This is a genomic window from Verrucosispora sioxanthis (genome assembly GCF_010560025.1).
In the GTDB taxonomy this organism is placed as follows: Bacteria; Actinomycetota; Actinomycetes; order Mycobacteriales; family Micromonosporaceae; genus Micromonospora; species Micromonospora palythoicola.
The window spans coordinates 234,362-255,520 of record NZ_SAIY01000004.1; the positions used below are offsets into that span (position 1 = coordinate 234,362).

14 protein-coding genes are annotated in these 21,159 nt (G+C 70.7%); 6 read left to right on the forward strand and 8 right to left on the reverse strand.

Annotation, left to right across the window (positions count from 1 at the left end; all coding sequences use genetic code 11):
* Window positions 1-76 precede the first annotated feature (76 nt).
* The gene (locus ENC19_RS13860) at window positions 77-457 is read left to right on the forward strand and encodes a hypothetical protein (protein ID WP_164447604.1); all 381 of its coding nucleotides are present in this window, start codon (window positions 77-79) and stop codon (window positions 455-457) included.
* A 200-nt stretch (window positions 458-657) separates the two neighbouring features.
* Here the strand turns inward: ENC19_RS13860 and ENC19_RS13865 are convergent, their stop codons facing one another.
* Window positions 658-2,460, reverse strand: a complete 1,803-nt coding sequence (locus ENC19_RS13865; RefSeq protein ID WP_164447605.1) for a glycoside hydrolase family 6 protein — start codon at window positions 2,458-2,460, stop codon at window positions 658-660.
* Between the two features lie 532 nt (window positions 2,461-2,992).
* Here ENC19_RS13865 and ENC19_RS13870 point away from each other — a divergent pair.
* Window positions 2,993-3,976, forward strand: coding sequence for a hypothetical protein (locus tag ENC19_RS13870; protein ID WP_164447606.1), 984 nt, complete (start codon window positions 2,993-2,995; stop codon window positions 3,974-3,976).
* Window positions 3,960-4,658 (forward strand): class F sortase, encoded by a 699-nt coding sequence (locus tag ENC19_RS13875; RefSeq protein ID WP_164447607.1) that lies wholly within the window; start codon window positions 3,960-3,962, stop codon window positions 4,656-4,658. Before ENC19_RS13870 ends, ENC19_RS13875 begins: the two co-directional genes overlap by 17 nt.
* A gap of 125 nt (window positions 4,659-4,783) precedes the next feature.
* On the opposite strand, the gene ENC19_RS13880 is transcribed toward ENC19_RS13875, so the two are convergent.
* A complete protein-coding gene (locus ENC19_RS13880; protein ID WP_164447608.1) occupies window positions 4,784-9,838 on the reverse strand; it encodes an NAD-glutamate dehydrogenase in 5,055 nt (1,684 codons plus the stop codon).
* Window positions 9,839-10,124: 286 nt separating this feature from the next.
* On the opposite strand from ENC19_RS13880, the gene ENC19_RS13885 reads away from it, so the two are divergent.
* Entirely contained in the window at window positions 10,125-12,080 is a 1,956-nt protein-coding gene (locus ENC19_RS13885) for a penicillin-binding transpeptidase domain-containing protein (protein WP_164447609.1), read from the forward strand.
* Window positions 12,081-12,119: 39 nt separating this feature from the next.
* Here ENC19_RS13885 and ENC19_RS13890 read toward each other — a convergent pair whose 3' ends face one another.
* From ENC19_RS13890 to ENC19_RS13915, 6 genes are all read right to left on the reverse strand, one after another.
* Entirely contained in the window at window positions 12,120-13,301 is a 1,182-nt protein-coding gene (locus tag ENC19_RS13890) for an arginase family protein (RefSeq protein ID WP_164447917.1), read from the reverse strand.
* Between the two features lie 67 nt (window positions 13,302-13,368).
* Window positions 13,369-14,280 (reverse strand): tetratricopeptide repeat protein, encoded by a 912-nt coding sequence (locus ENC19_RS13895; protein WP_164447610.1) that lies wholly within the window; start codon window positions 14,278-14,280, stop codon window positions 13,369-13,371.
* Between the two features lie 99 nt (window positions 14,281-14,379).
* Window positions 14,380-16,068, reverse strand: a complete 1,689-nt coding sequence (locus ENC19_RS13900) for an acyl-CoA mutase large subunit family protein (protein WP_164447611.1) — start codon at window positions 16,066-16,068, stop codon at window positions 14,380-14,382.
* A gap of 103 nt (window positions 16,069-16,171) precedes the next feature.
* Window positions 16,172-16,564: an Asp23/Gls24 family envelope stress response protein gene (locus ENC19_RS13905; protein WP_235944784.1), complete on the reverse strand. Its 393-nt coding sequence runs from the start codon at window positions 16,562-16,564 to the stop codon at window positions 16,172-16,174.
* 97 nt (window positions 16,565-16,661) lie between these two features.
* Window positions 16,662-17,597 (reverse strand): methylmalonyl Co-A mutase-associated GTPase MeaB, encoded by a 936-nt coding sequence (gene meaB, locus ENC19_RS13910; protein ID WP_166458620.1) that lies wholly within the window; start codon window positions 17,595-17,597, stop codon window positions 16,662-16,664.
* Between the two features lie 65 nt (window positions 17,598-17,662).
* Window positions 17,663-18,862: an acetyl-CoA C-acetyltransferase gene (locus ENC19_RS13915; RefSeq protein ID WP_164447614.1), complete on the reverse strand. Its 1,200-nt coding sequence runs from the start codon at window positions 18,860-18,862 to the stop codon at window positions 17,663-17,665.
* 61 nt (window positions 18,863-18,923) lie between these two features.
* On the opposite strand from ENC19_RS13915, the gene mce reads away from it, so the two are divergent.
* Complete coding sequence (gene mce / locus ENC19_RS13920) at window positions 18,924-19,397, forward strand: methylmalonyl-CoA epimerase (RefSeq protein ID WP_164447615.1); 474 nt, start codon at window positions 18,924-18,926, stop codon at window positions 19,395-19,397.
* Window positions 19,398-19,658: 261 nt separating this feature from the next.
* Window positions 19,659-21,014, forward strand: a complete 1,356-nt coding sequence (gene ccrA / locus ENC19_RS13925) for a crotonyl-CoA carboxylase/reductase (RefSeq protein ID WP_164447616.1) — start codon at window positions 19,659-19,661, stop codon at window positions 21,012-21,014.
* Window positions 21,015-21,159 lie beyond the last annotated feature (145 nt).

Consider the following 21,159-nt stretch of genomic DNA (forward strand, 5'->3'; position numbering starts at 1 on the left):
CGCCAGGCATGGCCACCGGTGAGGCGGGTACGCCCAACAGGGGCCGGAGATCGCCGCGGACAGGAGGGCAGCAACGATGACGGATCGTGATCGGCAACGACCGCTGGAGGAGCGCCCCGAGGCGGCTGCGGCGGTCGACGACGACAGCACCGTGCCGCAGCTGATGACCGGAGGTGGACCCGACCGGGACAATCCGGCGTTCGCCGAACCGGACGACCGGCCCGAAGGCGGGCCGACCGACGACATCATCGCCGACCCGTACGCCGCCGGCACCGGCGCGACGGGAACCGGTACCGGCGCGGGCGGGGACAACATCCGTACCGGCGCCGAGCAGCCCTGGGAGCCGGAGGATCTGGTGATGGCCCGAGGGCAGGACCTCACCGCCGAGAACATCGAGCGGGCCCGACGCGAACTGGCCGAGACCGGACGCGCGGCGATCGAGAAGACGGTTCCCTGATCCGCCCGCGCCCCGGTGCGCCCCCACCCGGACAGCGGTAGCCGGTTGCGGCGTTGCACCGCCGCCGGGCGGGTGACGGCAACCGTGGCGCAGGCGGCGCGAGGGGCCCCTGGTCCGACCGGTGCGGTCGGACCAGGGGCCCGGGTGACCTGCCGCCGCAGCGCCTCACCTACTGTCGGCGGCGGGTATGCCTGTGCCCGTCAGGACAGCGGCGGGTAGGCGTTGCGCATCAGCTCGGAAAGCTGCGCCGGGAACCAGGCACCCGAGATCGGTGCGTCCGGCAGGGCACCGCTCATGCTGTTGCCGTTGCGCGCGTTACCGGTGTAGGTCGGGTCGCACATCCGGTCGAAGCCCTTGCCGTCGTTGTTCGGGATCTCGCGGCTGGAGCCGTCCGACTCACCCGGGGGCTTGATCCAGACGTAGGCGTCGATACCCGACTCCGGCGCGGCCTTCGGCCGCTCGCCCAGACCCGCACCGGACTGGTTGCACCAGTTGCCCTTGTGGATGCGACGGTCGATCCGGCCACCGTCCACGTAGGTGTTCACGTTGGTCGTCGGGCCGGCAGCGGTGGGCCGGTTGGGGCCACCCCAGCCGTTACGGGAGGTGTCGATAAGCATGCCGATGCTGTTGGGGAAGCCCTGCCGGACCAGTTCCTGACGGAACGCCTGGGCGAAGCTCAGCTCGTCGTTGTACTGGTTCCAGTCGATCCACTTCGACTGCCGCACGGACTGCCCGTTCACCGAGTCGGTGACCTTCGCGTACGGCTCTCGCAGCGCCGAGTAGTTCGCGGTGTTGGTGATGAAGCCGTGCACGTGGTTGACGGTGGCACCGGAGGCGCCGGCCGCCTGCCGCAGGATCTGGGCGGTCGGGGTGAAGTTGCTGTCCCAACCGAGCCAGCCGTGGTGCCCGGCGTCGATGTAGTTGTAGACGTTCGAAATCGCGCCCAGCTTGGCCAGGGCGTAGCCGACACCGTTGACGTACGCGCCGTTGGCCTTGACCGTGTCGCACATCGCGGTGCCACCGGGGTTGCCCGAGGTGTTGGTCACCAGGTTCGGCAGTGAATCGATCTCGATGATGTTGATGATCCGCAGGTTGCGGTACTTCGGGTCCGCCTGGATCGCCGCGATCGGGTCGATGTACTGCGCCTTGTACTTCGGCAGCTCGTCGGCCTTCAGTTCGCCGTTGGAGGCGAGTGCGGCGCAGTCCCGGCCAGGCAGGTTGTAGATGACGACCTGGATGTACTGCGCGTTCTGCCGCAGCGCCTCGTCCAGGTGGTCACGCAGCCCCATCGGGCCGTTGGACTGGCTGTTGTCGGTACCCTCGATCGCCGCGATCCGGTCCAGCCACACGCCGGTCGGCGTGTTCGAGATGCGGTTGCCACCGCTTACCGACTCGGCCTTGGCCTTCCACTCCGGGTTCACATACCCCCGGGCGCCTACGTACGGGTTGTCCACCTTGGTGCCGGGCGGCGTCGTCGGCGGCGTCGTGGTGGGCGGCGGCGTCGTCGGCGGCGTCGTCGTCGGCGGCGTCGTGGTGGGCGGCGTCGTCGTCGGCGGCGTGGTGGTCGGCGGCGTGCCGCCGTTACAGGTCACCCCGTTGACTGCGAACGAGGTGGGCTTGGGGTTGCTGCCGCTCCACGAGCCGTTGAAGCCGATGCTCGTGCTGGCGCCGGTGGCCAGGTTGCCGTTCCAGGACTCGCTCTGCGCGGTCACGTTCCGGCCCGACTGGCTCCACCGCGCCGACCAGCCCTGCACGAGACGCTGGTTGGCGTCGGGGAACGTGAAGCCGAGCGTCCAACTACTGATCGCGTCGCCGACGTTCCTGATGGTGATGTTGGCGGTGAACCCACCCTGCCAGTCGTTGGTCGTGTACGTCACGTCGCACTGCGTCGCCGCGTGCGCCGCGGTCACCGGTAGCGTCACCAAACCGCCCGCGACCAGCGCGCTCGCGCCGGCCAGCGCGACGGCCCGGCGTCGACCGGACAGCCTTCTCCACACATTCATGCCACTGATCTCCTTGGGCGAGACCGGATCCGCGTACGGCCCGGCACGTGGCCCGAGGGACGTCCTGCGCGGACGGCCGCCGGTGCCAACGGGATTCTTCGGGAGCGCCCGACCCGGACGGGCGTTGGTGGTGGTGCGACGACCGGCGTCGCCGGTCGGCGGCTAGGTGGTCGTCCGGCGAACCGGATGCCCTCGACACCTGCCTACGCGGTGTGGCTCTGCTCACCGCGTCCTGCGATTCTTGCATGGGAGCGCTTCCATGGCAATGGTTCGATATTTTCGAAACGCTACCGGGCAAATGCTGCAACACCACTACAACGCGTGCAGCCCGCTCTGGCAAGCCCTGCTCCGCCCATCCCACCAGGGGCCGGACAGGCCGGCACGCCCCGCGCAGGCAGCCTGACAGAAGGCAACAGACCGAACGAATGCCAGAACACGAATTTTTCCCTGCATAAGTCATGAAACGGTCTAACGTCGGTTCTGGCTCGGTTTTTGCCGGCCGCAGGACAACAGGGATGGAGTGACACAGGTCATGGCTAAGAAGATGCTGGGGAAGGTCGTTGCGGGTGCTGCCCTCGGCAGCGCCTCCCTGCTGGTGTTCGCGCCAGGGGCCGCGTACGCCGACGGCCAAGCACAGACGGACGAGGGCAAGGTCTACGCCAAGCCGCACGCTGTCAAGGCTGGCGACGAGGTCAAGCTGGTGCAGATCTGCCCCGAGGAGCAGGAGCACCCCTTCGTCTGGTCCAAGGTCACCGGGAAGGTCAAGCTCGAACCGGCTCGGGGCGGCGACTCGCGTGGCGACCACAAGGACTGGCGCGAGGAGAACGGCGCCGCCGAAGGCGCGGACAGCGAGGGCTGGTCCGGCCACGAACGTTCGCAGCCTGCCGAAGCCGAGTCCGGCAGCGGTTGGGGCGGTGGCGCGGCTGACGCCCGCGACGACTGGAAGGGCGAGGAGCACGGCCAGGACGCCGAGGGCGGCGACGCGAAGGACCACGGCAAGAAGGACTGGAAGGGCCAGGCCGAGGAGAGCGACGCGGCCGCCGAGGAGTCCACCGGCGGCTGGTCCGGCCGGCACGAGAACGGCTCGGACTCCGCCGAGAGCGAATGGTCCGGCAAGGACGACCGGTCCGGCGAGTCGGGCGAGAGCGAATGGTCCGGCAAGGACGACCGGTCCGGCGAGTCGGGCGAGAGCGAATGGTCCGGCAAGCGCGACTGGGCCGCCGACGAGGCCGAGGAGGCCGAGGAGCGCGGCTGGGAGCACAAGAAGGACTTCGTCTACTACGGCGAGGCTCACGTCGCCCGGGACGCCAAGCCCGGCACGTACGAGTTGGAGGGCTCCTGTGGCACGGGCGAGTTGGTCGTCCTGCCGCACGGTGGGGTCGACGGCGGCGACGGTGGCATCGCCACCGGTGCCGACCGTGGCCTGGCCACCGCCGGCGCGAGCCTGGTCGGCGCGGCCGCCCTCGGTGGCCTCGTGCTGATGCGCCGTCGTCGGGTCGATGAGTTCGCGGCCTGACGCGACGACGAGACGGGCCGGCGGCCGCCACGGTAGACCGTGGCGTGCCGTCGGCGCCGCCGTCGTCGTCCTGCTCGCCATGATGGGTTCCGGACTCATCGGCGCGTCGCTGAAGACCACCGACGCCGCGCGCCCACCACAGCCCGTGGCCGGTACGAGCGACCGGTCCCCCCACGGCCCGTTCGCCGAAGCCGACCTCGACGCGCGGCGGGTACCCACCGGACTCCCCCGGGCCGCGCCCACCAGGATCGACATCCCCCGCATCGGAGTCCGCGCCGGCATCATGGCGCTCGGCACCAACCCCGACGGCACCGTCCAGGTGCCCCCGCTCGACCAGGCGCTGCTCGCCGGGTGGTACGAGCCCGGCCCTAGCCCGGGCGAGCCGGGCAACTCGGTCATCGTCGGACACGTCGACTCGGCCGCGATCGGTCCCGCCGTCTTCTTCTCCCTCGGGGCCCTGCAACCCGGCGACACCCTAAGCGTGGAACGCGCCGATGGCCGGACGGCCACCTTCCGGGTGGACTCGGTGGCCTCGTACCCGAAGGACGCCTTCCCCACCGAGCAGGTGTACGGCCCCAGCGACCGGCCGGGCCTGCGGGTGATCACTTGCGGCGGCCAGTTCGACGAGGCGACCGGCGACTATCCCGAAAACGTGATCGTCTTCGCCTCACTGATCCCCTGACCCTGACCCTGACCCGCCCCCCGCCACGCCACGCCACGCCGATCATGCAGTTGTGGCACCGAACATAAGCCGTGTCTCCACACGTTCGGGGCGCCACAACTGCATGATCGCGGTGGCGGGGTGGGTCAGGTGGCGGCGGAGGTGCGGACCAGGGTACGGATCTGGCGCAGCAGGACCGACAGAGCCGCCAGGTCCGCGCGGGACTCGTCGAACTCGCCCATCGCCCGTTCGGCGCGGTGGATCGAGGTGGCGTTCGACTGCTCCCACTGCTGTACCCGCTCCTGCGGCGACAGGTCGCCCGGCGTGGAGTCCAGCACCTCCGCGGTGAGCGCGGCGAGCGCGGCGTACAGGTCGTACCGCAGCGCCATCCGCGCGAGCGTCTGCCACCGGTCCTCGCGCGGCAGCAGGGAGATCTTCGACAGCAGCGAGTCCACCCGGAACCGGTCGGAGAGCACGAAGTAGACCGAGGCGACCTCGCCGACGTCCCGCCCGGTGCCGGTGGCGGTCTCCACCACGTCCAGCAGGCCGAAGCTGTACATCAGCCGGGTACTGCGCTCGGCCAGCTCACGCGGCACCCCACGCTCGGTCATGGAGTCGATGTGGGCCGCGATCGACTCACGCTCGCTGCCGTAGAAGAGCGTCTCCATCCGGGGCAGCAGCCGGGCGATCCCGTCCCGCAGTCGGGCGATCTCCGCCGGCACGTCGATCGGCGAGCGGCGGTTGGTCACCAGCCACCGGACCGCCCGGTCGAGCAGACGTCGGGTGTCCAGATAGACGTTCGTCTGCAACTCCGGATCGATCCGGTTGTCCAGCGCCTCGACCTCGTCCCACAGCTCGCGCAGTCCGAAGACCTCACGGACCACCACGTACGCCCGGATCACGTCCGCCGCCGTGGCGGCGGTCTCCTCCACCACCCGGAAGACGAAGGAGATCCCACCCCGGTTGATCGCCTCGTTGACCAGCACCGTGGTCACGATGTCGCGACGCAACCGGTGCCGCTCCATCCGGTCGGCGAACCCCTGCCGCATCGGCGTCGGGAAGTAGTTGACCAGCACCTCACCGGTCCACTCCTCGTCGGGCAGCGCGTCGGTGAGGATCTCCTTCTCCAGGGCGATCTTCACGTACGCCAACAGCACGGCGAACTCCGGCGCGGTCAGCCCGGACTCGGTGCGTACCGCCAGCTCCTCGTCCGGCGGCAGTGCCTCCAACGACCGGTCCAGCACCCCGGCGCGCTCCAGCTCCGTGATCATCCGGCGGTGCACCGGAAGCAGCGAGGTGGCCTGCGCCTGGGAGTTGTTGATCGCCCGGGCCTGGTCGTAGTTGTCCCGCAGCACCAGCTCCGCGACCTCGTCGGTCATCCGGGCGAGCAGCTCGTCCCGCTCGGGAATGGTCAGCTCGCCGTCGGCGACCGCGGTGTTCAGCAGGATCTTGATGTTCACCTCGTGGTCGGAGCAGTCCACCCCGGCCGCGTTGTCGATGAAGTCGGTGTACATCCGGCCGCCCGCCTGGGCGTACTCGATCCGGCCGTGCTGGGTGAAGCCGAGGTTGCCACCCTCACCGACCACCCGGCAGCGCAGGCTGCGACCATCCACCCGGATCGCGTCGTTGGACTTGTCGCCGACCTGGGCGTTGGTCTCGCTGGACGCCTTGACGTAGGTGCCGATGCCGCCGTTCCAGAACAGGTCGACAGGCGCGGTGAGGATGGCCTTCATCAGCTCCTGCGGGCTCAACTGGTCGACGTCGTCGTCGAGCCCGAGCACGGCACGGACCTGTGGTGAGATCGGCACCGACTTCGCCGTACGCGGATAGATCCCACCACCGGCCGAGATCAGCTCGGCGTTGTAGTCCTCCCAGGTGGACCGGGACAGCTCGAACAGCCGCTTCCGTTCCGCGTACGAGGTGGCCGGGTCCGGGTCCGGGTCCAGGAAGATGTGCCGGTGGTCGAAGGCGGCCACCAGCCGGATGTGCTCCGACAGCAGCATGCCGTTGCCGAACACGTCACCGGACATGTCGCCGACTCCGACCACGGTGAAGTCCTGGCTCTGGGTGTCGTGCCCCATCTCCCGGAAGTGCCGCTTGACCGACTCCCACGCGCCGCGGGCGGTGATGCCCATCTTCTTGTGGTCGTAGCCGGCCGAGCCGCCGGAGGCGAAGGCGTCGCCCAGCCAGAAGTTGTGTGCCGTCGAGATCTCGTTGGCGGTGTCGGAGAAGGTCGCGGTGCCCTTGTCCGCCGCCACCACCATGTACGGGTCGTCGCCGTCGTGGCGGACCACGTCGTCGGGCGGCACGATCTCACCGGCCACGATGTTGTCGGTGACGTCCAGCAGCGCCGAGACGAACTCCTGGTAGCAGGTCACCGCCTCGTCCCGGTCACCCGGCTTCTGCTTCAGCACGAAGCCGCCCTTGGCACCCACCGGCACGATGACGGCGTTCTTCACCATCTGTGCCTTGACCAGGCCGAGCACCTCGGTACGGAAGTCCTCCCGCCGGTCGGACCAGCGCAGGCCGCCCCGGGCCACCGGCCCGAACCGCAGGTGCACGCCCTCGAACCGGGGCGAGTACACGAAGATCTCGAACTTCGGTCGGGGCGCGGGCAGCTCGGGTATCGCCTGCGGATCGAGCTTGAACGCCACGTACGGCTTCGGTCGCCCACCCACCGGCCGCTGGTAGAAGCTGGTCCGCAGGGTGGCCTGGATCAACGAGAGGTACGAGCGCAGGATCCGGTCCTGGTCGAGGCTGGCCACGTCGTCGAGCGCGGTACGGATCTCGGCCACCAGCTCGGCACCACGTCGCTGGCGCTGCTCGGCGGCGACCGGGCCCGGCTCGAACCGCGCCTCGAACAACTGCACCAGCAGCGTGGCCAGGTGCGGGTACGCGATGAAGGTCGACTCCATGTAGTCCTGTGAGAAGACCGTGCCGGTCTGCCGCAGGTACTTCGCGTACGCCCGCAGCACCACCACCTGGCGCCAGGTCAGCCCGGCGAGCAGCACCAGCTCGTTGAAGCGGTCCACCTCGGCCTCGCCGCGCCACGCCGCCGCGAAGGCGTTCTCCACGTGCGGACGCACCTCGGCCAGTTCCTGGTGCCCCTCGGGCAGTCGTAGCCCGAAGTCGTACAGCCAGATCCGGCCGTCGACCCGCTCCACCTCGTACGGGTGCTCGTCGACCACCTTCACGCCGAGCGAGTGCAGCACCGGCAGCACCGCCGAGAGCATCATCGGCTCGCCGTAGCGGTACACCTTGAACCGCACGTCCATCGACTCGTCGACGTCCGGACCCCGGCCACCGGCACGCGGCGCCAGCTGCTTGCGGAACAGGTGCATCTCCAGCTGGCCGGGCTCCTCCAGCAGCTCCAGCTTGGCCAGGTCCTTCATCGCCTCGTACGGCGTGTGCCCGTCCTTGTAGCCCTCCGGGAACGCGTCGGCGTACCGGCCGAACAGGTGCTTGGCCTGCTCGTCGCCGAGCTTGCGTTCCAGCACCAGCCGGTAGTCGTCGTCCCACAACCGGGTGGCGTCGGCCAACTCCTCGGCCAGCAGGTCGGCGTCGATGTCGCCGGGCGGGCTCGTCGGATCGGTACGCACGATGAAGTGCACCCGGGCCAGCATCGACTCGGTCACCCGGGTGGTGTAGTCCACCCCGACACCGTTCAGCTCACGCAGCAGGATGTCCTGCATCCGCAGCCGGTTCTGGGTGGTGAACCGGTCCCGGGGCAGATAGATGAGGCAGGAGATGAACCGCCCGTACGCGTCCCGGCGCAGGAAGACCCGCAACTGCCGACGACCGGCCATCCGCAGCACCCCGATGACCGCGTGGTACAGGTCGTCGGTCTTGATCTGGAACAGCTCGTCGCGCGGGTACGTCTCCAGGATCTGCATCAGATCCTTGCCGGAGTGGCTGCGCAGGCTCAGGCCCGACCGGTCCAGCACCTCGGCGACCTTGCGCCGGACCACCGGCAACTCCTGGACGCTGGTCCGGTACGCGGCGGTGGAGAACAGGCCCAGGAAGCGACGTTCGCCCACCACCTCGCCGCTCTCGTCGAAGATCTTGAAGCCGATGTAGTCGAGGTACGCCGAGCGGTGCACGGTGGCCCGCGAGTTCGCCTTGGTGATGATCAGCAGACGCTTCTCGGTGACCTTCTCGTGCGCCTCCGGCGTCATCGAGGACAGCGCCCGCGCCTCCGGCGAGTCCTGCCGCAGGATGCCCAGCCCGGTGCCGAGCACCGCCTCCAACGCCGGCCCGTCCTCGGCCGAGTTCGGCACCAGCCGGTACTCCCGGTAGCCGAGGAAGGTGAAGTGGTCGTGCGCGAGCCAGCGCAGCAGCTCGACCGAGTCGGTGATGTCCTTCTCCGGCACCGGTGGCCGGTTGTCACTGGTCCGCGCGGCGGCCAACTCGTCGGCCAGGGCGAGGGCGCGCTGGCGCATCTTCGGCCAGTCCTCGACGGCCTCCCGCACGTCGGTCAGCACCCGCTGCAACTCCCGGCGCAGCTTGTCCCGCTCCTCCGGGTCACGGACCGGGTCGATCTCGATCCGCATCCAGCTCTCGACCAGGTCACCGGAGATCGCGTCGTCCGGTTCCACGTCGGCGGCGACCTCGACCAGCCGCCCCAACGGCTCCCGACGCACCACGACCAGCGGGTGCACGAGCAGGTGGACGTCCAGATGATGGGTGTTGAGCAGGGCGGTCACCGAATCGACCAGGAACGGCATGTCGTCGGTGACGATCTCGATGACGCTGTGGTGCTGCTCCGCGTCGGGCGAGTGGATCCGCAGCTTCAACTCGCCCGGCACCCGCTGCCGGGCGAGCTCCCGGTGCGCCCGGGCGGCGTCGAGCATCTCCTCGGCGGTGAACCCGATCAGTTCCTCGTCCGGCGCGAACCGCCAGAACCTGCCCACCAGGGTCGCCGCGTCGTGGTCGTCGCCGGCAAGCGACACGGCCTGGGCCACGAGTCGCTCGGCGTTGGGCACCGGCTCGTCGAACTCGGCGTCCTCCGCGTCGTCGGCGAGCGCCTCCGGCGGCAGTCCCAGATCGTAGAGGGTGTCGATGCTCGAACCGGTCATTCCGGTCGCACCTGTGTCTAGCCGACCGAAACCGTCCCCGTCGGTCGCCGTGTCGAAACTGTCGTCCCGGCCGGTGTCAACCTGCCGGAGGTCGGGTTCCGGTTTGATCGCCGGACGCCGGTCCATCGGTGCCACTCCCCTCGACCCACAACGCTGTGGGTCACTCTGCCGCCAAGCCTAGGCCGACCGATCGGTTCCTCCGTCGGCGGACCACCGGCCGGACGTCCGGATCTCCGACGCCGTCCTTTCACCCGTTGCGGTACGAGGTTCGACCGGGTTCGGAGTACCCCGCCTGATGTTGTTCATCACACCGTCACGAGACCGTCTTTTCACCTGACCAGGCCCGACCGGGACAGTGGCCGGTGCTTCGGCGTACTAGCGTGCGGAGCAGCCGACCAGGAGGAAGCACCAGATGTACGTTCCGCGCCGACACCGCCGCAGTCGGTCGTCACTGACCATCGCCGCCACCTGCCTGGTGGCAGCGGCCAGCCTGGTCGCCTGTTCCGGTGAGGACGGCCCGCAGCGCACCGTCGACGCCTTCCTCGACGGTTGGCGCAAGGGCGACCTGAACGCGGTCGGCTTCGTCGACCCGACCGGCGCGAAGATCCCCGCCGGCACGGTCGTCCAGGAGATCCGGGAGCTTTCCGGCGAACTCGTCGACGCGCCGCTCGCGCTGACCCGCCAGGGTGATCCCGAGGTGGTCCGGAACACCGCCACCGCCAGCATCCGGGCGGAGTGGACGCTACCGGGCGGGACGACCTGGGCGTACGACCGGCCGGTGCGCCTGACCCAGGGCCGCGACGACCAGTGGCAGGTCATCTGGGAGCCGCAGATCGTCCAGGAACAGCTCACCCGTGGCGACCGGCTGGGGCTGCGGCGGGACCGGGCGAGCAGGGCCACCGTGCTCGACGGTGCCGGCGAGCCGATCGTGGCGCCCCGCGACGTGGTCCGGGTGGGCTTGCGGCCCAGCGAGGTGACCGACGTCAAGGCCACGGTCCGCGAGTTGGACGCCGCGTTCCGCGCCATCCGGCCGGTGATCACCCCGCCGGTCGACCTGTCGGATCTGCCGAAGCGGCTGAAGGAGGCGAAACCGGACGCGTTCGTCGAGGTGGTCACCCTGCGCGACGAGGCGTACCGACAGATCAAGTCCCGGATCCACCCCCTGCCCGGGACGAAGTTCCCGACCGACAAGCTGGACCTCGCACCCACCCGCGAGTTCGCCAGGGCGGTGCTCGGCACCGTCGACCCCGCGTACGCCGAGGACCTCGCCAACCATCCCGACCGCTACTCCCCCGGGGACCTCGTCGGTCACGGTGGGCTGCAGGGCCGCTGGGACGAACGGTTGCGCGGCGTACCGGGTCTGACCGTCGTCGTGAACCGGGCCGGGCCGGACGGCACCGTCGAGTCGACCGGCACCGAGGTGTTCCGCAGCGAACCCCGCCCCGGCCAGCCGGTTCGTACCACCCTCGACGTGGCCACCCAGAACGCCGCGGACCGGGCGCTGCGCGCGGAACGCCGGCGGGCCGCCCTGGTGGCCGTACGGATCACCGACGGTGCCGTGCTCGCCGCGGCCAACGGTCCCGGTGCGGCCGGGGAGAACCTGGCCTTCACCGCGCAGGTACCACCCGGCTCGACCTTCAAGATGGTCAGCGCGTTCGGGCTGATCGAGCGAGGCGCGGTCACCCCCGACACCACCGTCGCCTGCCCGAAGCGGTTCGTCGTGGACGGGCGTTCCTTCAAGAACTCCGACGACTTCGCCCTCGGCGAGGTGCCGTTCCGCACCGACTTCGCCAAGTCGTGCAACACCGCCTTCGCCGCGCTCGCCCCCCAACTGGGCGCGGACGGTCTGGCCGCCGCCGGACGCACCCTGGGTCTGGAAGGCGAGTGGGGCGACCTGGGCCTCGACGCGTTCACCGGCAAGGTCTCGGCGAACGGCGGCGCCACCGAACAGGCCGCCGCGGCGATCGGCCAGGGCACCACTGTGGTCAGCCCGCTGGCCATGGCGGCGGCGACCGCGGCGGTGGCCCGGGGCAGGTTCCTGCCACCGCAGCTGCTCGTGGAACCCGCGCCGGAACGGGCCGCCGAGCCAGGGCCACAGTTGAAGCCCGAGGCGGTCACGGCCGTCCAGGACATGATGCGCGAGGTGGTCACCAGCGGCTCCGGCACCGCCCTGCGGGACGTGCCGGGTGAGCCGGTGCACGGCAAGACCGGCACCGCCGAGTACGACGACAACCCGGAGAACACCCACGCCTGGTTCGTCGGCTGGCAGGACGACGTCGCGTTCGCCGTCTTCGTCGAGAAGGGCGGCTCGGGCAGCGGCACCGCGGTACCGATCGCCGAGCGCTTCCTCCGTGCCCTGGCCGACTGAGCGGCTGAGAGCGCGCCGGCCGGCGGCGGTCGTGCGGGGTCAGGCGGCCGGCCCGCCAGTGGCGGTCGCCGGACGAGTGGTCTCCGTCGAGACACCTGAGCCGCCCAGGTCGTCATCGGCGAGGTCATAGTCAGCCGGGCCACCGTCGGCCACGTCTGCGCCGCTCGCGGCCCCGTCGTGGACCTGACCGTGGTCGACCGGTGCCGGTGAGTCCGGTGGTCCGAACTGATCGGTGCTCCGGCGCGGGCCGGGAGTGGGAGTGGAAGCAGGCGTCCGCTCGGCACGCAGCCGGGAGGGCGCCGAGCCGGGGGCGGTCACCGGGCGCAGGCCGGACACCACGGTGTTGACGATCTCCGCGGCGTACGCGCCGTCCGGGTCGTAGTCGGGGTCGAAGACGGTCAGCTCGACGCCGAGGCAGTGCGGGGTGTCGACCAGACCGGCGAGCAGGATCTCCAGCTCGGCGAAGGCGATGCCACCCGGGTCGGGCGCGTCGACCGCCGGCATCACGGCGGGGTCGAGCACGTCCACGTCGACGTGCACCCAGTAGCCGGCGCAGTCGGCCAGTTGCTCGTGCGCCCACTGGGCGGTACGCGCCGCGCCCTCGGCGCGCAGCGCCGGCACCGGTCGGGTGATGATCCCGGCGGCCTGCAGGTCGAGCCGGTACTCGTCCTGGGCACGGATGCCGAGCACCACCACGTCGACGTCCCGGAAGTAGGGTCGCCGTCCCTCGATGCCCGCCAGGTCGGCCTGGCCCCGACCGGTGACCAGAGCTAGATCCTCACCGGCCGCCGCACCCACGTACGAGGCGTTGCCGGGGTGCCGGAAGTCGGAGTGGCCGTCGACGAAGACCAGCCCGATCCGGCCACCCACCGCCTCGCCGAGGCGGTGCATGGCCAGCGCCGAGCCGAGCAGGATCGAGCAGTCACCGCCGAGGACCACCGGAAACTCGCCCCGGTCGATGATCGCGCCGATCCGGTCGGCCAGTGCCGCCGAGTAGTCGGCGATCTCCCGCGCGTGGCAGACGCCGTCGCCGGGTCGCCAGTCACCGGCGTCGTAGCGGGGCGGGGTCAGGCAACCAGCGTCACGGGCACGCAACCGGGGCAGCAGCCCCTGGTCCCGGAGCGCACCGGGTGCCTTTCCGCAGCCTGGCACGGAGGTGGGCGTCGGCGGGCGCAGGCCGAGGTTGCTCGGCGCGTCGAGGACGGCGATCCGGCGCAATATGGGCTCCCGTCCTCTCGGTGTGGAGGCGGGCCGGCGACACGCCGGCCCGCGCTGGCGTGGCAGGTACTCAGAACAGGGCGCTGGCCAGCGCCCGGCGGGCCGAGGCGACGGCCGGGTCGTCCGGCCCGGCGATGGCGAACAGGCCGACCAGGTGCTGGCGTACCTTCTCCCGGTCGTCACCACCGGTGCGGCGGACCAACCCGACCAGGCGCTGGTACGCCTGGTCGGCCTGACCGCTGAGCACCTCGATGTCGGCGGCGAGCAGTTGGGCGTCGACATCGTCGGGTTTGGCCGCCGCGGCGGTGAGCGCGGCCTGCGGATCGGCGCCGGCCACCCGGCGGGCGAGTCCCACCTGGGCCAGCCCGGCCTCGGCGGCGGCGTCCGCCGGGGTTTCCGCGAGGATCTTCCGGTACGCCTGCTCGGCGGCGTCCAGGTCGCCACTCATCAGCGCGTCGTCCGCCTCGTCGAGCCGTGGATCCTCCGGCTCGGCCACGCTCACCCCGCCGGCCTTGAGTACGGCCTGGAGCCACTGGCGCAGCTGTGCCTCGGGCACCACGCCGGAGAAGGCGTCGACGGGCTGCCCGCCGACCACCGCGTACACCATCGGAATGCCCTGGACCCGGAACATCTGCGCGAGCCTCGGGTTGGCATCCACGTCGACCTTGGCGAGCACCCAGGCGCCGCCACCCTCCACCGCCAGCCGCTCCAGCACCGGGGAGAGCTGCTTGCAGGGCTGACACCACTCGGCCCAGAAGTCGATCACGACGGGTGTGGTCAGCGAGCGCTCCAGGACCTCGGACTGGAAGGTCGCCTCGGTCACGTCGATGACGGTGACCCCGCCGACGGCGCCGCCGGGTGCCCCGGCGGGCGGGCCGGCCTGGACCGGAGCCGGTGTGGAACTGGGGGCAGGGGTGCGCAGCGCGCTGAGGTCGACCGCGCCGCGGGTGAAGATCGACGAGGTGATCCGTGGGTCGCTCATGGTTATCTAGTCTCGCACGCAGTCCGCCGAACTCGGATCAACCTCGGCCCGCGCAGTTGCCACTGTCACCCCTGCCCAGCCGCCCTGGTGGGCCGAAGGTCAGAACCGTGCGGGCTCGCGGTAAACGCCCCATTCGGCCCGCAGCGCGTCGCAGATCTCGCCGAGAGTCGCCTCCGCCCGGACGGCGTCGAGCATCGCCGGGATCATGTTCCCCCCGGTACGGCTCACCGCCACCATCGCCTCGACCGCGGCACGTACCCGGGAATCGTCCCGACCGCGCTTGCGTTCGGCCAGCGTCCGGCGCTGTTCCAACTCCACCTCGTGCGAGATGCGCAGGATCTCCAGCTCCTTGGCGACCGTCCCGGTGTGGCAGTTGACGCCGACGATCTTCTTGTCACCCTTCTCCAGCGCCTGCTGGTACGCGAACGCGGCCTCGGCGATCTGTCCGGTGAACCAGCCGTCCTCGATGCCCCGCAGGATCCCGGAGGTCATCGGCCCGATCTGGTGCGGTCCGTCGCCACCGAGCGCGCGGATCCGGGCGAAGATCTCCTCCGCCTCGGCCTCGATCCGGTCGGTGAGCGCCTCGACGTACCAGGAGCCGCCCAGCGGGTCGGCCACGTTGGTCACCCCGATCTCCTCCATCAGCACCTGCTGGGTACGCAGGGCGATCTCGGCGGAGGAGTCGGTGGGCAGGGCGAGGGTCTCGTCCAGGGCGTTGGTGTGCAGCGAGTTGGTGCCACCGAGCACCGCGGCGAGCGCCTCGACGGCGGTGCGTACCACGTTGTTGACCGGCTGCTGCGCGGTCAGCGACACGCCGGCGGTCTGGGTGTGGAAACGCAGCCAGAGCGCCTTCTCGCTGGTGGCGCCGTAGACGTCACGCAGCCAGCGGGCCCAGATCCGGCGGGCGGCCCGGAACTTGGCGATCTCCTCGAAGAAGTCGACGTGCGAGTCGAAGAAGAAGCTCAGGCCGGGGGCGAAGACGTTGACGTCGAGCCCGCGCGACAGCCCCAGCTCGACGTAGCCGAAGCCGTCGGCCAACGTGTACGCCAGCTCCTGCGCGGCCGTCGAGCCGGCCTCGCGGATGTGGTACCCGGAGACCGACAGCGGCTTGTAGCGCGGGATCTCGGCCGCGCAGTACTCCATCAGGTCGCCGATCAGGCGCAGGTGCGGCTCCGGGTCGAACAGCCACTCCTTCTGCGCGATGTACTCCTTGAAGATGTCGGTCTGCAACGTCCCGTCGAGGCTCGACAGGTCGGCGCCCTGCCGCTCGGCGGCGACCAGGTACATGCAGAACACCGGCACCGCCGGGCCGGAGATGGTCATGCTCGTGGTGACCCCGGCCAGGTCGATGCCGTCGAAGAGCACCTCCATGTCGGCGGCGCTGTCCACCGCCACCCCGCAGTGGCCCACCTCGCCGAGCGACTGCGGGTCGTCGGAGTCGCGCCCCATCAGGGTGGGCATGTCGAAGGCGACCGAGAGCCCGCCGCCGCCGGCGCCCAGGATCATCTTGTAGCGCTCGTTGGTCTGCCGGGCGTTGCCGAACCCGGCGAACTGGCGGATGGTCCAGGTCCGCCCCCGGTAGCCGGTCGGGTGCAGGCCCCGGGTGTAGGGGAACTCCCCGGGCCAGCCGATCCGCTCGAAGCCCGGGTACGCGACGCCCTCGGGCGGGCCGTAGACCGGCTCGACAGGCATTCCGGAGAGCGTGGTGAAGTCGGCGTCCCGCTTGCGCGCGGAGTCGTAGCGGGCCTGCCAGCGGGCCCGCCCGGCCGCGATGTCGTCGGCGTTCATCTCCGGGCTCCTCCTCGAGTCCTCGACTGCGATCGAGTGTAGAGCCCTCACCTGAACGATCGATAAGGTAGTTCGTACCGGCCGGTAACCGAGCTGCCCGAACTCAACCGGCGGGATTGTCGATGGCCACGTCGTCGACCCGGATGTTGATCTCGTCGACCCGCAGTCCGTACGCCTCGACCGCCCTGGTCACCTCGACCCGCACCGCCGTGGTCACCTCGGGCACCGGATGCCCGGCGTCGGTCACGATCACCAGGTTGATCACGGCACCGCCGTTCGTCACGTGCGCCGAGCACCCCCGCCGCGCGTCACCGACCTGGTCGAGCCCGACCCGGTCCAGCACCGCGTTGAAGAACCGGGCGATGTCGCCACCCAGCTCGACCACGCCCGGCACCGCCTTGGCCGCGGCCACCGCGATCTTCTCCACCACCTCGTCCGAGATGTGGGTACGCCCGCCCGCGACCGCGTCCGGCGTCATCGCCAACTCCTGCGTCATCTCGTGATCCATAAGTCCCCCAGCGGCCGTCGCGGCATCCGCGCAACCGCGCGGCGGTGCGAGCCTAACCGTCTCCGGCGGTCCGCAGTGGACTCGGTCATCCGGAGAGCTGAGCGAGCAACGCCTCGGCCGCCGCGTACGGATCGGTGGCACCGGACGCCACCTCGGCGGCGAGCGCGGGCAGCTGCGTACCGTCGCGCAGCGAACCGATCCGGGCGCGGAGCACGCCCAGCGCGATCGCCTCGACCTCGGCGGCGGCCCGCGCCTCGCGCCGCCGCCGCAGCTCGTCGTGCTCGACCAGCCAGGCGCGGTGCTTGTCGATCGCGGCGGCGACGTCGTCGATGCCCTCACCACGCGCGGCGATCGTCCGCACCACCTGCGGACGCCACTGACCCGGCCCGCGCTCGCCGAGGGCGATCATGCCCTGGATGTCGCGGACCGTGGCGTCGGCACCGTCCCGGTCGGCCTTGTTGACCACGAAGACGTCGGCGATCTCCAGGATGCCGGCCTTCACCGCCTGGATCGCGTCGCCCATCCCGGGCGCGAGCAGCACCAGCGTGGTGTCGGCCAGGGAGGCCACCTCGACCTCCGCCTGCCCGACGCCGACGGTCTCCACGAGCACCACGTCGCAACCGGCGCCCTCCAGCACCCGCACCGCCTGCGGGGTGGCCGCCGAGAGCCCACCGAGATGCCCCCGGCTGGACATCGAGCGGATGTAGACGCCCGGGTCGGTGGCATGGTCCTGCATCCGCACCCGGTCACCGAGGATCGCACCGCCGGTGAACGGGCTGGACGGGTCGATGGCCAGCACCCCCACCCGGTGACCGTGGGCCCGCAGGGCCCGGACCAACTCGTTCGTGGTGGTGGACTTGCCCACCCCTGGCGAGCCGGTCAGGCCGACCACCTGGGCCCGTCCGGTGTACGGGGCGAGCGCCGCGGCGATGGCCGGCACCGTGTCGTCGCCCGACTCGACCAGGGTGATCAGCCGGGCGACCGCGCGGGGGTCACCGTCGCGGGCCCGTTCGACGAGCATCGGTACGTCCCGGCTGCGGCGCACCGAGCCGGTGGCCGCCGTCGGGACGCGGGTGTTCGACTCGCTCACAGATCGGTTTCGCTGGGGTCGGGAACGTGGATGATGAGCGCGTCGCCCTGGCCCCCGCCGCCGCACAGCGCGGCCGCGCCGGTGCCGCCGCCACGCCGCTTGAGTTCCAGCGCGAGGGTCAGCACGAGCCGGGCGCCGGACATGCCGATCGGGTGGCCGAGCGCGATCGCGCCGCCGTTGACGTTGACCTTGTCCGGGCTGACGCCGAGGTCGCGGATCGACTGGATGCCGACCTGGGCGAACGCCTCGTTGATCTCGATCAGGTCGAGGTCGGAGACGGCCAGGCCACCCTTGCGCAGGGCGTGCTGGATGGCGTTGGACGGCTGCGAGTGCAGGGAGTTGTCCGGACCCGCCACGTTGCCGTGCGCGCCCACCTCGGCCAGCCAGGGCAGGCCCAGCTCCTTGGCCTTCGCCTTGCTCATCACCACCACGGCGGCGGCGCCGTCGGAGATCGGCGAGGAACTGCCGGCGGTGATGGTGCCGTCGGAGGCGAACGCCGGACGGAGCTTGGCCAGGGACTCCGCGGTGGTGTCCGGCCGGATGCCCTCGTCCTCGCTGATCACCAGCGGGTCACCCTTGCGCTGCGGGATGACCACCGGGGTGATCTCCTCGGCGAAGTGGCCGTTCTTCTGGGCGGCGGCGGCACGCTGGTGGCTGCCGGCCGCGAACTCGTCCTGCTCCTGGCGGGTGATGCCGCGGGCGCCGCCGTGCCGCTCGGTGGACGCACCCATCGAGCAGCAGTCCCAGGCGTCGGTCAGCCCGTCGAGCGCCATGTGGTCCTTGATCACCACGTCGCCGTACTTGTAGCCGGCACGCTGACCGAGCAGCAGGTGCGGGGCGTTGGTCATCGACTCCATGCCGCCGGCCACCACGATGTCGAACTCGCCGGCCCGGATCAGCTGGTCGGCAAGGGCGATCGCGTCGAGGCCGGAGAGGCAGACCTTGTTGATCGTCAGGGCCGGTACGGACATCGGGATGCCGGCCTCGACGGCCGCCTGCCGGGCGGGGATCTGCCCGGTGCCGGCCTGGAGCACCTGACCCATGATCACGTACTGCACCTGGTCGGGTGCGACTCCCGCCCGTTCGAGCGCGGCGGAGATGGCGATGCCGCCGAGTTTGGTCGCCGGTAGGTCCTTGAGGTTGCCCAGCAGGCGCCCCATCGGGGTCCGCGCGCCGCTGACGATCACCGAAGCCATACCTGCCTCCGAGGGGATGCCGCACTGTACGCCTTAACGAATGTTCGGCCAGACTAACGTCATGCCTGAGAACTCCCCCGCCGAGCCCGCTGCCGACTATGTCACAGACATCGGGCTGCGCCGCATCGACCATGTCGGGATCGCGGTGCCCGACCTCGACGTCGCCATCGACTTCTACCAGCGCACCTTCGGAATGCGCTGCGTGCACACCGAGACCAACACCGAGCAGGGTGTCCGGGAGGCGATGTTGACGGTCGGGCCGAGTGCCGAGGGCGGTTGCGTGCAACTGCTCGCACCGCTGACCCCGCAGTCGACGATCGCGAAGTTCCTGGACCGCAACGGCCCGGGCGTTCAGCAGGTGGCGTACACCGTGGCCGACATCGACGCGGCCTGCGCGGCGCTGCGCGAGCGTGGCGTACGGCTGCTCTACGAGACCCCGAAGCGCGGCACCGCCGACTCCCGGATCAACTTCGTGCACCCGAAGGACGCCGGCGGCGTGCTGATCGAACTGGTGCAACCGGCCGCGTCCCACTGACCCGACCCCCGCCCACCCGACCTGACGAGCCGCGAGCCCGGAGGTGTGCGCTTGCCCGGGCAGGCATGCACCTCCGCGCAGTGGCCGATGCACTTTCTCACAGGAGGCTTTCCAGCCTTAGCTACCGTTCAGTAACCTCCGGCCTCACAGGTAGCCCGATGGCGCGGTATGTGGCGGCGGCCGACATGGTGACGGCCGCCGAACGGCGTCGACGATGGCAGCCCAGGCCCGCCGCTGGCGCGGCGAGAACCGGAGGTCACCGTGCAGGAGATTCTCGAAGCCATCATGGCCGCGGACGGGTCGGCCGACCCGGCGCGCGAGTTGGCCGGCGTCGCCGGGCTGCCGGTACCGGAGAGCTACCGGGGCGTGGTCGTCCGGGCCGAGGAGACCGGGATGTTCGACGGCATGGCCACCCGGGACAAGGACCCCCGCAAGGCTCTGCACCTACAGGAGGTGCCGACGCCGGAACTCGGCCCGGGGGAGGCACTTGTCGCGGTGATGGCCAGCGCCATCAACTACAACACCGTCTGGACCAGCATCTTCGAGCCGCTGTCCACCTTCAGGTTTCTCACCCGCTACGGCCGCACCTCGGAGCTGGCCCGTCGGCACGACCTGCCGTACCACGTGGTCGGTTCCGACGCGGCGGGGGTGGTGCTCCGGGTCGGTGCCGGGGTGAGCCGCTGGCGTCCGGGCGACGAGGTGGTGGCCCACTGCCTGTCGGTCGAGCTGGAGGACGCGGCCGGCCACGACGACACGATGCTCGACCCGCAGCAGCGGATCTGGGGGTTCGAGACCAACTTCGGTGGCCTGGCCGAGCTGGCCGTGGTCAAGGCCAACCAGCTGATGCCCAAGCCGGCGCACCTGAGCTGGGAGGAGGCGGCCAGCCCCGGGCTGGTCAACTCGACCGCGTACCGGCAGTTGGTGTCACACCACGGCGCGAACATGAAGCAGGGCGACGTGGTGCTGATCTGGGGCGCCTCGGGCGGCCTGGGCGGCTACGCCACCCAGCTGGCGCTCAACGGCGGCGCCATCCCGGTCTGTGTCGTCTCCTCTCCGGAGAAGGCGGAGCTGTGTCGACGGATGGGCGCCGAGCTGGTCATCGACCGCTCCGCCGAGGGCTTCCGGTTCTGGTCGGACGAGGAGACCCAGAACCCGGACGAGTGGCGCCGCTTCGGCGAGCGGATCCGGGAACTCACCGGCGGCGAGGACCCGGACATCGTCTTCGAGCACCCGGGCCGGGAGACCTTCGGTGCCAGCGTCTACGTCGCCAAGCGCGGTGGCACCGTCGCCACCTGCGCCTCCACCAGTGGCTTCCTGCACCAGTACGACAACCGCTACCTGTGGATGCACCTGAAGCGGATCGTGGGCAGTCACTTCGCCAACTACCGCGAGGCGTGGGAGGCCAACCGGCTGGTGGCGCTGGGGAGGATCCACCCCACCGTGTCCAGGACGTACCCGCTGGAGCGGACCGGCCAGGCCGCGTACGAGGTGCACCGCAACGCCCACCAGGGCAAGGTCGGTGTGCGCTGTCTGGCCCCTGCGGACGGACTCGGTGTCCGCGACCCCGAGCTACGCGCCCGCCACGTCGAGGCCATCAACCGGTTCCGTGGGCGCTGACCTGACGGCCGAGGCGCCGGTGGCCATTCGGTGATCGCCGATTGGCTTTACACACGGGCGGCCTGAGGCCCATTCGTGTGAGAGAGCGACGCGGAAACAAAGGGGCCGTGCGCGATCCCGCCACGGTCCTTTTCCACGTCACGCT